At 65.6% G+C, this 11,435-nt stretch carries 7 protein-coding genes; 2 read left to right on the top strand and 5 right to left on the bottom strand.

Features of this window, described 5'->3' with window-relative positions:
• Positions 1-6 precede the first annotated feature (6 nt).
• On the bottom strand, positions 7-1,593 hold the full coding sequence (gene ffh, locus GC088_RS08720; RefSeq protein WP_323958623.1) for a signal recognition particle protein: 1,587 nt from the start codon (positions 1,591-1,593) through the stop codon (positions 7-9).
• A gap of 129 nt (positions 1,594-1,722) precedes the next feature.
• Here ffh and GC088_RS08725 point away from each other — a divergent pair, with 129 nt between their 5' ends.
• A complete protein-coding gene (locus GC088_RS08725; RefSeq protein ID WP_323958624.1) occupies positions 1,723-3,129 on the top strand; it encodes a glucose-6-phosphate dehydrogenase in 1,407 nt (468 codons plus the stop codon).
• 70 nt (positions 3,130-3,199) lie between these two features.
• Here the strand turns inward: GC088_RS08725 and GC088_RS08730 are convergent, their stop codons facing one another.
• From GC088_RS08730 to ftsY, 3 genes are all read right to left on the bottom strand, one after another.
• Positions 3,200-3,538 (bottom strand): P-II family nitrogen regulator, encoded by a 339-nt coding sequence (locus GC088_RS08730; protein WP_323958625.1) that lies wholly within the window; start codon positions 3,536-3,538, stop codon positions 3,200-3,202.
• Positions 3,535-4,839: an ammonium transporter gene (locus GC088_RS08735; protein ID WP_323958626.1), complete on the bottom strand. Its 1,305-nt coding sequence runs from the start codon at positions 4,837-4,839 to the stop codon at positions 3,535-3,537. The genes GC088_RS08730 and GC088_RS08735 overlap by 4 nt, the downstream gene beginning before the upstream one ends.
• A gap of 263 nt (positions 4,840-5,102) precedes the next feature.
• Positions 5,103-6,308 carry a signal recognition particle-docking protein FtsY gene (ftsY, locus tag GC088_RS08740; RefSeq protein WP_323958627.1) on the bottom strand — a complete coding sequence of 402 codons (1,206 nt, stop codon included), beginning with the start codon at positions 6,306-6,308 and terminating at the stop codon, positions 5,103-5,105.
• Between the two features lie 75 nt (positions 6,309-6,383).
• On the opposite strand from ftsY, the gene GC088_RS08745 reads away from it, so the two are divergent.
• On the top strand, positions 6,384-7,634 hold the full coding sequence (locus GC088_RS08745; protein WP_416377446.1) for an MFS transporter: 1,251 nt from the start codon (positions 6,384-6,386) through the stop codon (positions 7,632-7,634).
• Here the strand turns inward: GC088_RS08745 and smc are convergent.
• Complete coding sequence (smc, locus tag GC088_RS08750; protein ID WP_323958628.1) at positions 7,631-11,194, bottom strand: chromosome segregation protein SMC; 3,564 nt, start codon at positions 11,192-11,194, stop codon at positions 7,631-7,633. The two genes, GC088_RS08745 and smc, sit on opposite strands and share 4 nt — an antisense overlap.
• Positions 11,195-11,435: the final 241 nt, after the last annotated feature.

An 11,435-nucleotide genomic window follows, 5' to 3' on the forward strand; every position in this document is an offset into this window, starting at 1 on the left:
CGCCAGTTACTTGCCGAGGAACTTGTCAAACCCCTTCGGGAGATTCAGCGACGACGGGTCGAAGTCGTTCTGCTGCCCGAAAGCCGCTCCCGTGGGGACAGAGGCACGCTGAGCGTTCCTACGTGCCTCCGCGGCAGCGGCTTCCTGTGCCGCCTTCGCAGGATTGCCCGAGCGGGGCTTCTTCTTGCCCTTGGCCGCCGCAGCCTTACCTTTGCGTGCTCCACCAGAGAAACCCCCGGGGCCGGGCATTCCGGGCATACCGGGGATGCCACCGCCTGCAGCCATCTTCCGCATCATCTTCTGCGCCTGGCCGAACCGCTCAAGCAGGCCGTTGACCTCGGACACGTGGACACCCGAACCACGGGCAATCCGCGCCCGGCGCGAGCCGTTGATGATCTTCGGCGCAACCCGCTCATGCGGTGTCATGGACCGGACGATTGCTTCCACCCGGTCGATCTCCCGCTCGTCGAAGTTCTCGAGCTGCTGACGGATGTTCGCTGCGCCTGGCATCATCATGAGCATCTTCTTCATCGAGCCCATGTTGCGGATCTGCTGCATCTGCGCGAGGAAGTCATCGAGGGTGAAGTCCTCCTGGTCGGCGAACTTCTTCGCCATCCGGGCGGCTTCATCCTTGTCCCATGCCTTCTCAGCCTGCTCGATCAGGGTGAGGATGTCGCCCATGTCCAGGATGCGCGAGGCCATGCGGTCGGGGTGGAAGACCTCGAAATCCGTGAGGGCCTCGCCGGTGGAGGCGAACATCACCGGCTTGCCGGTAACGGATGCAACGGAGAGCGCTGCACCGCCGCGGGCATCGCCGTCGAGCTTGGTCAGCACCACACCCGTGAAGTTGACGCCCTCATTGAAGGCCTGGGCGGTAGTTACGGCGTCCTGGCCAATCATCGCGTCGATGACAAAGAGCACTTCGTCAGGCGAGATGGCGTCGCGGATGTCCGAGGCCTGCTGCATCAGCTCGGCATCGATGCCCAGGCGACCCGCGGTGTCGACGATGACGACGTCGTGCAGTTTGGCGCGCGCCTCAGCCATGCCCTGGTAGGCAACCGCTACGGGGTCGCCCGTTGCCGCTTCAAATTCGGAGCTGACACCCGGATGCGGTGCGAAGACCGGTACCCCGGCGCGCTCACCGTTGACCTGCAGCTGCTTGACGGCGTTGGGACGCTGAAGGTCGCACGCAACCAGCAGCGGACTGTGGCCCTGCCCCTTGAGCCACTTGGCGAGCTTGCCGGCCAGGGTGGTCTTTCCGGCACCCTGGAGGCCCGCAAGCATGATGACGGTAGGCGGGTTCTTGGCGAATCGCAGCCGCCGCGTCTGCCCGCCGAGGATGCCCACCAGCTCCTCGTTCACGATCTTGACGACCTGCTGGCCCGGGTTCAGTGCCTGCGAGACCTCAAGCCCTAGTGCGCGCTCCTTGACCTGGGCGGTGAAAGCCCGGACTACCGGCACAGCGACATCCGCGTCTAGCAGTGCGCGACGTATCTCGCGGACCGTTGCGTCGACGTCGGCCTCCGAGAGGCGGCCCTTGCCGCGAAGGTTCTTGAAAGTCGCGGTCAGCCGGTCTGAGAGTGAATTGAACACGGTGCGTGAACTGCTTTCCTCGAACGGAAGTGGGATTCAACTATCTAGGGTATCAACTGGCGGGTGTCATCCGGCATTGTCCCCCGGCGGCAGCAGACAGCGGGGCCGGCAGGTGGCAGGGTGTTAAGGGTGACTACTCATGCGCTCGACGAAAAGGCTTCCGGCCACCAGTTCCGGGGGCAGGCCATCCGCACGCTGCTCATCCTGGGCGCCTCCGGCGACCTGACCGGCAGGCTGCTGCTTCCCGGACTGGCGCGCCTGGTCCGCCACGGCAAGGCGGGTTCGATCACCCTGGTGGGCGCGGGATCAGATTCATGGTCCCAGGAGGACTGGCAAAACCGCCTGGCAACCTCCTTTTCGGCCGCTACAGCCACTTCCGGAAACCACGACGACGGCGGCGCCCTCAGCCGGGTCTGCTCCACCAGCAGCTACCACCAAGTGGACGTCACGGCCGAGGGTGAGCTGGCTGAACTGCTTGCCGGACTGGAAGGCCCGGTAGCCATCTACTTCGCCCTCCCACCCGCGGTGAGCGAGAAGGCCTGCGCCACCCTGAAGCCCGAGGATCTTCCCGAGGGGTCCCGCCTGGTGATGGAAAAGCCCTTCGGCACGGATGAAGAATCCGCCCGGCGCCTCAACTCGGTCCTCGCCCGGCTGGTGCCGGAGGACCATATCCACCGGGTGGACCATTTCCTGGGCAAGGCCACGGTGCTCAACATCCTGGGTCTGCGTTTCGCAAACCGGCTGCTTGAACCGGTGTGGAACAGCCTGCACATCGACTCGGTGGACATCATTTTCGACGAGAAGCTCACTCTGGAGAACCGGGCGCGGTATTACGACAATGCCGGAGCCCTGAAGGACATGATTCAGAGCCACTTGCTGCAGGTGATGGCCCTGATTGCGATGAACGCGCCGTCGACGCTCCATGAACGGGATCTCCGGGACCACATCGGCTCGGTGCTGCGCGCAAGCACAGTCGATCCGGATTACCGGCGCAGCACGCGGCGAGCACGCTACACCGAGGGGACAATCGAGGGACGCAGTGTGCCCAACTATGTTGATGAGGCAGGGGTCGATCCGGCGCGCGGCACCGAGACGCTGGCGGAGATCGTTGTGTCCATCCAGAACGAACGCTGGGCAGGAGTTCCCTTCCGGCTTCGCTCCGGAAAGGCTCTGGGCGAGACGCGCAAGGAGGCGGTAATCACCTTCAAGCCCGTCAATCACCTGCCCGACGGATTCACCGGGGTGGACTCCCCCACCCGGCTGCGTATCGGCTTCGGACCGGACACTCTGCAGCTGGACATCGACGTGAACGGGCCCGGCGACGTGTTCTGCCTGGACCGAATCACGCTACAGGCCGAACTGAATGCGTCCGAGCTCCTGCCCTACGGCGAAGTGCTCGACGGCGTCCTCTCCGGAGACCCCACGCTCTCCGTTCGTGGTGATACTGCCGAGGACTGCTGGCGCATCGTGGAACCCGTGCTTGCTGCCTGGCGTGCCGGCGAGGTTCCCATGGATGAGTATGCCGCCGGCTCCTGAGGAGAGCCGCTAAAGAAAGAAGGGCGGGCGCCGTGGTTGAACCACGGCGCCCGCCCCTTATGTCAGGAGCCTATAGCGCGGCCTCTCCGCGCTCCCCGGTGCGGACACGGACGGCGTCCTCCACCGGAAGAACCCAGACCTTGCCGTCCCCGGCGCGGCCGGTGTTGGCGGTCGAGACCAGGACATCCACGATGTCCGCAACCGAGGAGTCTGCGACGAGTACCTCGACGCGTGCCTTCTGGAGCAGGTCGACGGTGTACTCGGCGCCGCGGTAAACCTCAGTGTGTCCCCGTTGCCGGCCGTAGCCGCTTGCCTGACTGACCGTCAGACCCTGCACTCCGTAGTTCTCCAGGGCACCGCGGACGTTGTCCAGCTTGTCGGGGCGAACGATTGCTGTGACTAGCTTCATGAGTTCACTTTCTCCTGGGTGGTGGCGTGTGCTGCAGGGGCGGATCCGGAGAGCGGCTGGAACTGTCCCCCGACTCCAAGTCCGCCGAACTCGTAGGCAGTCTCTGCGTGCTCTGAGAGGTCGATGCCCGATACCTCGTTGTCCGCGGTGACGCGGAAGCCGATGGTCTTGTGGATGGCAAGGCCGATCAGTGCGGTCATGATGGCGGAAAGCGCGATTGCAACGATCACCGAGACCACCTGGGCAACGAGCTGGCCCGTGCCGCCTCCATAGAAGAGCCCGCCGCCTTCGCCGTCGACCGGAAGTGCGATGAAGCCAAGGGCAATCGTTCCGACGATGCCTGCCACCAGGTGCAGTGCAACCACATCGAGCGAGTCATCGAACCCGAGCTTGTACTTCAGGCCGACAGCAAGCGCGGAAATGACGCCGGAGACAGCTCCCAGTGCCAGGGCACCGACCGGGCTGACGTTGGCGCAAGCAGGGGTGATGGCAACAAGGCCGGCGACGATGCCCGACGCCGCACCCAGCGAGGTGGGCCGACCGTCGCGGACGCGTTCGGTGAGGAGCCAGCCGATCATGGCTGCAGCCGGCGCAGCCAGGGTGTTGACCCAGATGAGGCCCGCTTCCTCAGCACTGCCTGCCGCACCGCCGTTGAAACCGAACCAGCCGAACCAGAGCAGCGCTGCGCCGAGCATGACCAGCGGGATGTTGTGCGGTCGGTGCGAGGGATCCTTGCCGAACCCCTGACGCTTGCCGAGGATGATCGCGAGGACGAGCGCCGCAACTCCGGCGCTGGTGTGGATGACAGTTCCACCGGCGAAGTCGATTGCCTCCCCGACTGCGCTGCCGATTGCGCCCTCCTCACCGAGGAGACCACCGCCCCAAATCATGAATGCAAGCGGGCAGTAAACCAGGGTTACCCAGACGGGAACGAAGATTGTCCAGGCACCGAACTTCGCCCGGTCGGCTATCGCGCCGCTGATCAGGGCCAGAGTGATGATGGCGAAGGTTACGCCGTAGCCAACACCGATCATGTCCTCGGTTCCGATGACGCCTTCGAGTGCGAAGGAAGCGAAGGGGTTGCCGAAGAGTTGAGCGACACCTTCTCCGCCTGTCATGGAGTAACCCCAAAGCACCCAGACAATGCCCACAAGGCCAACGGCGCTGAAGCTCATCATCATCATGTTCAGGGCTGCCTTGGCACGCGTCATGCCGCCGTAGAAAAATGCCAGTCCGAAAGTCATCAGCAATACCAGGGCGGCGGAAACCATGACCCAGACGTGACCTGCATTCAGATCCATCTTTACGTCCTCTCGCGAGTGGCGGGCACTTCCCGCTGGAGAAGATATTTCCAACGGCGTGTTTCGGCACCTTGGGGATTGTGTTGCTGGGAAGTTACGGGAGCTTCACTGAGGTAAAGAGTGGGTGTCTGAAGTATTTCGGGCGTATTTCGCGGCTTCCGAAGGCCGAGGCGTCCCCTAGGAAACGTGAACGGCCCGCGCTAGGATCGCTCCCGGCGCGGGCCGTATGGGTGCCGTGCGGAGGCAACCGGCGTCTGGTTCAGCTAGTTCAGTAGGGCGTCCACGAATTCCTCGGCCTCGAAGGGCGCAAGGTCGTCGGCGCCTTCACCGAGGCCGATCAGCTTGACCGGCACGCCCAGCGAGCGCTGGATTGCGACGACGATGCCGCCCTTCGCGGTTCCGTCTAGCTTGGTCAGCACAATGCCGGTGATGTTCACGACCTCGGAGAAAACCTTTGCCTGATTGAGGCCGTTCTGCCCTGTGGTCGCATCGAGGACCAGCAGCACTTCGTCGACGGTTCCCTGCTTCTCGATGACGCGCTTGACCTTGCCCAGTTCGTCCATCAGGCCCACCTTGTTCTGGAGCCGGCCCGCTGTGTCGATCATGACGACGTCGACCTCGCCCTCGATCCCGGCCTTGACCGCCTCGAAGGCGACAGACGCAGGATCCGCGCCGTCGACGTCGGACTTCACCGTGGGCACGCCCACCCGCTGTCCCCAGGTGGCAAGCTGCTCGGCAGCGGCTGCGCGGAAGGTGTCCGCTGCGCCCAGGAGCACGTCCTTGTCCTCGGCTACCAGTACCCTCGCGAGCTTCCCGACCGTGGTGGTCTTGCCGACGCCGTTCACACCGACCACCATCAGGATGGCAGGACGGTCCGCGTGCCGGTCCGTTGCCAACGAGCGGTCCATGGTGGGATCCACCAGCCTGACGAGTTCCTCGCGGAGCATCTCGCGGACCTCCTCAGGGTTGCGGCTGCCGGCCACCTTCACCCGCTCGCGCAGGGCGTCAACGAGGTCGGCGGTAGGTTCAGTGCCGAGATCGGCCAGGAGGAGGGTTTCCTCGATCTCATCCCAGACATCCTCATCAATCCGGTCGCGCGACAGAAGCGCGAGCAGCCCCTTGCCCAGCGCATTGTTCGACTTGACCAGACGCGCGCGGAGCCGGGCCAGCCGCCCCTGCACCGGGTCGGGGGTCTCAACCGGAATGGTCTCGACGCCGGTCTGCGCCTCCTCCAGATCCCGTAGGTCGTCGGGGACGACGACGTCGGGCGCCGTATCGAGGTCGGAAGGCCGATCCAGCGTGTCGGTGCCTGCACCGCGCGTGAGGAGTCCGCCGTCGTCGTCGGTGTCGCGGGTGGTGGTGTAGGTGCCCGGCGGGGTGCGGCGGGAGCGCACCAGCAGCGCCGCAAGCGACGCCAGAACGGCCAGAGCGATGGCTACGTAAATTACTATCGGGAGGATCTCATTCACGCTCCCAAGCTTCTCACACGGGCTTGCGGCGAACAGGCGGCAGACAAGGCCCGCGAACTGCGAGAATGGAAAATCGTGGTTGCCTTTCGAAACTTCCTGTCGCGTGCCCAACCAGCACCGAATTCTGATGAGCGCGTCCGGCTCCCGCGTGAACTGCGGGTGCTGATCGCGGCGGCCTTCGTCATCGCTATCGGATTCGGGCTGGTGGCGCCGGTGCTCCCCCAGTTCGCCCAGAGCTTCGGGGTCGAGGCGACGGCGGCCGCGATCATTGTCAGCGCGTTTGCCTTCACGAGACTGGTCTTCGCGCCGGCCGGCGGCAGATTCGTCGAACAAATGGGCGAGCGGCCGGTATATGTGGCCGGACTGCTGATCGTTGCCCTCTCGACCGCGGCGTGCGCCTTCGCGGCCGATTACTGGCAACTCCTGATCTTCCGCGGACTGGGTGGAATCGGCTCGACCATGTTCACCATCTCGGCCATGGGACTGATTGTCCGGCTTGCGCCCGCCGGGATGCGCGGCCGCGTCACCGGTGCATACGCCTCAGCTTTCCTCCTGGGCAGCATCGGCGGTCCGTTCATCGGCGGGCTCCTCGCCGGGTTCGGGCTGCGGGTGCCGTTCCTGGTCTACGCTGGAGCGCTCCTGATCGCGGCCGCGGTCGTCTTCTTCCAGCTTCGTGACACCCACCTGGGCAGCAAGGCGCAGGGTTCAGCCCAGCCGGTGCTGACAGTTCGGGAAGCGGTCCGCGATTCGGCCTACCGTGCTGCCCTGGTTTCGGGCTTCGCCAACGGTTGGGCTTCCTTCGGGGTCCGGATGGCATTGGTGCCGCTGTTCGCGGCGGCAGTGCTCGACGCCGGACCGGAGGTCGCCGGCATCTCCCTGGCCTTCTTCGCCGGCGGCACTGCACTCGCGCTCACTTTCTCGGGCCGGCTGGCGGACTCGCTGGGCCGCAAGCCCCTGGTTTTAACCGGTCTTGCCGTCAACGGCGCGGCCATGGCATGCCTGGGCCTGACCGGCGACGTCGTAACCTTCCTGGCGGTCTCCGTGATCGCGGGGTTGGGCGCCGGCATCCTCAATCCTGCTCAGCAGGCTGCCGTGGCCGATGTGATCGGCAGCGAGCGCAGCGGTGGAAAAGTACTGGCAGCTTTCCAGATGAGCACCGACACCGGCACCATCTTCGGACCGATCCTCGCCGGGATCCTGGTGGACGCGTTCTCCTACGGGTGGGCGTTCGGCCTGACGGGCATCACTGCCCTTGCGGCCTTCCTGATGTGGAGCGCGGCACGCGAAACCCTCCCCAACGCCGGCACTTCCACGGACCGCACCTAGGCATCCACCAGTCGCTGGCTGACCACCATGCTCACGCCGTCGCCGCGCATGGTAACCCCGTAGAGCGCGTCAGCCACCTCCATGGTGCGTTTCTGGTGGGTGATCACAATGAGCTGGCTGGACTCGCGCAGTTCCTCGAAGATGGTGATGAGCCGGCCCAGGTTGGTGTCATCCAGTGCGGCCTCCACCTCGTCCATCACGTAGAAGGGCGATGGACGTGCCTTGAAGATCGCTACCAGGAGCGCAACTGCCGTGAGCGAGCGTTCCCCGCCGGAGAGCAGGGAGAGCCGCTTGATCTTCTTGCCGGCCGGGCGGGCCTCCACCTCGATACCGGTGGTGAGCATGTTTTCGGGGTCGGTTAGCACGAGGCGGCCCTCGCCCCCGGGGAACAGCCGTCCGAAGACCCGTTCGAACTGCTCGGCAGTGTCGCGGAAAGCTGCGCTGAACACCTGCTCGACACGTTCGTCCACCTCCCGGATGATATCCAGCAGGTCCTTCCGGGTGGCCTTCAGGTCCTCGAGCTGCGTGCTCAGGAACTGGTGGCGTTCCTCAAGCGCAGCGAACTCCTCAAGGGCGAGCGGGTTGACCTTGCCCAGTGCGGACAGGTCACGTTCCGCGCGCTTCAGGCGTTTCTCCTGCTCCGCACGGACGAAGGGGACGCCCTCGCGCACGGGGATGCCGTCGTCGTCGACCGCCACGCGCAGTTCCGCCCATTTGTCGGCCTGCTTCGCCGCGACGGGAACCGGCTGGTCCGGCCCGTACTCGGCAACGAGGTGGTCAGCCGTCAGCCCGAGTTCGTCGATGGACCTGTTCTCCAGCGCCTCGATCCGCAGTTTCTGCTGGGCACGGGCAAGTTCATCGCGGTGAACGGAGTCGGTGAGCTCCGTGAGTTCAGCCAGCAGCGACTCATTCCCGGTCCGGACCGTTCCGAGTTCTGCCTCCCAGGCGGAGCGGACCGCTTCAGCCGCATCCCGTGAGTGCGCAGCGCGGTCCACGGATATATCGAGGAAGGTCAACACCTGGCGGACGGCCTTGCCGACCGCAGCCGCCTTCTCCCCCTGGATCCGGCGGATCCGTGCGCGTTCGGCGGCCAGTTCGCGTGCCTTGCGTTCCGCCTGCGCCGCGTGCTCGAGGGACGCCGCGCGCTGTGCTGTAGCCCGGAGCTGCTCCTCGCCGCTGCGCAGGGCAAGCCTCGCCTCCATCTCCGCCTGCCGCGCATGGCCGGCCGCCAGGGCGAGCATGTCCCGGGTCTGTGTGTCTGGTTCAACCTCCGACGGCCCCTCCTGCGCCTGCACCAGCCGCCCGGTGACCTCCTCCAGTCGCGCCTGCTCAGTTGCGAGGTTCGCTTCAGCGGCCTCCGCGAGCCTGGTCAGCCGTTCCGTTTCCCCCGCGGCCGACCGCAACACCGACCCGAGCTGGCCCAGGTTCTCCGCAACAGCGGCAAGCCGGGCATCCGACTCATGCAGCTTCTCCAGCGCCGCGTCTGCCCGCTCCTGCGCCTCGGCCCGCCGTGCAGTGGCCGCCGCGATCCCGAACCGTGCCCGCTCGTGACGTTCGGTAGCCTCGCGCAGCGCCTGGACTGCCTCGTCGACGGCAGCCTGGACTTCGAGCGTGCCCGGGGCAGCCGTCGTTCCGCCGCGCACCTGAACCGGGGTGAAGACATCGCCGTCGCGCGTTACGGCCGTCAGCTCCGGACGGCCCGCAACAAGCTCACCAGCCTCCTCCAGCGAGTCGACAACGACGACGGAAGCCAACAGGGCGCGAACGGCTCCTTCAAGCCCCGCTTGCGCAGTGACAAGATCCGCGGCGGATTGCGCGCCGGTCGGCGTCGCAACGTGCGCCGCCGGAGACCCGGCGACGAGTAGCTCGACCCTGCCGGCGTCGTCGTCCTTCATCAGCTGCAGCGCAACACGCGCGGAATCCATCGAATCCACTGCCACACCCTCAGCCACCGCGCCGAGCGCGGCCGCCACTGCGGTCTCATAGCCAGGCGCTACCGTCAAAAGGTCTGCGACGGAACCGAGCACACCCCCGAGGGAGGCGTCCAGCAAGGCTGAGGAACCGTCGCGGCGCTCAAGACCGATCCTGAGCGCGTCGATACGTGCGGCAAGGGCATCACGCTCGCGCTCTGCCTCACGCTCCTCGGCACGCAGCTCCTCGAGCGTTTCAATGACAGCATCGAGCTCTGCGCTTGCCTCTTCGTATTCAGCGTCGAGGCCTTCCTCGCCTTCTTCGGCGCCGGCCACCTGCGATTCGAGGGCGGTGAAATCGAGCTGCGCCTTCCGGCGGCGTTCCTCCACCTCGACAACCGACGCGCGCAGGCGGCCCAGTTCAGCCTCGGCTGATTCAACCCGCGAACGTGCCGCTCCAACCTGCCCCGACAGCTTCGCCAGCCCCTCACGCCGATCTGCCGCAATACGCAGTAGCGCCGCGAGCCGCTGCTCCTCGGCTGCAGCCGCGTCCTCGGCGTCCGCACGCTGTTCGACTGCGTCGTCCAGCATCTCCTGCCGCTGCGCGATGTGCTCCTCGAGTTCCGCCTGCTCCGCGCGGACCATCGCCGCCTGCCGGGCCAGTTCGTCGGGATCACGTCCGCTGTCCGGGGCTGCATCGACCGATCCCAGAAGACGACGGCGCTCCTCGGCCAGGGTCCCCAGCGAGCGAAACCTTTCCCTCGTGGAGGACAGGCGGTACCAGGTATCGCGTGCGGCGTTGACGCGCGGCGTGGCCTCAGCAGCCAGACGCTCGAGTTCAGCCTGCCGGGCGCGGCCCGCTTCAAGAAGCCTCTCGACCTCGCCGCGCCGCTGTTTGAGGGCGGCTTCGTCGGCAGCCTCCTGTTCAAATGAGGACATCAGCTGGACGAGGTCGTCCGCGAGGAGACGAGCTCGCGCATCACGGACCTCGAACTGGACCTGTTGCGCCCTGCGGGCAATCTCGGCCTGCTTGCCCAACGGCGTCAACTGGCGTCGGATCTCTCCCGTCAGGTCCGTCAAACGGGTCAGATTCGCCTGCATCGCTTCGAGCTTGCGGACGGTCTTTTCCTTGCGTCGGCGGTGCTTGAGGATTCCCGCCGCCTCCTCGATGAACCCGCGCCGGTCCTCGGGTGTTGCATGCAGCACCCGGTCGAGCTGCCCCTGGCCGACGATGACATGCATCTCGCGGCCCAGACCGGAATCGGAGAGCAGTTCCTGTATGTCCAAGAGGCGGCAGTTGCTGCCGTTGATCGCATACTCCGAACCCCCCGCACGAAACAGGGTGCGCGAGATGGTGACTTCCGAGTACTCAATGGGCAGGGCACCGTCGGTGTTGTCGATAGTGAGCGAGACGTGTGCCCTGCCTAGCGGCGGCCGGCCGGAAGTACCGGCGAAGATGACGTCTTCCATCTTGCCGCCGCGCAGGGTCTTTGCACCCTGCTCGCCCATCACCCAGGCCAGTGCGTCCACCACATTGGATTTGCCGGAACCATTCGGGCCCACGACGGCGGTTACGCCGGGTTCAAAGTCGAAGGTCGTTGCAGAGGCGAATGACTTGAAGCCTCGAACGGTCAGACTTTTCAGGTGCACGGGTTTTGGATTCTCCAGCCGGGATTGTTGTCCCTCCAATCTACTGCGTTGACAGGGATTTCCACGGCATTGGCGGCGGCCGGTGCGACCGGCCAAGGTGCCGTAATCAGCGGGAGGAACTAGGCTTTCCTCAGGATCGTTGGCAACCGCAGTATGCTGATCAACCGCAGACTGGTTATCACCTCGGGCTCGGCGCTTCCGATTCCGGTGTAGCGGACAGCTGGACCGCGGACACAACCGC

The sequence above is a fragment of the Arthrobacter sp. JZ12 genome, from assembly GCF_035189165.1.
In the GTDB taxonomy this organism is placed as follows: domain Bacteria; phylum Actinomycetota; class Actinomycetes; order Actinomycetales; family Micrococcaceae; genus Arthrobacter_D.

What these genes read in the sequence shown, in the direction of transcription:
- GC088_RS08735 (WP_323958626.1), bottom strand. Translation starts at nt 4,839, where the DNA reads ATGGATCTGAATGCAGGTCACGTCTGGGTCATGGTTTCCGCCGCCCTG.
- GC088_RS08730 (WP_323958625.1), bottom strand. Translation starts at nt 3,538, where the DNA reads ATGAAGCTAGTCACAGCAATCGTTCGCCCCGACAAGCTGGACAACGTC.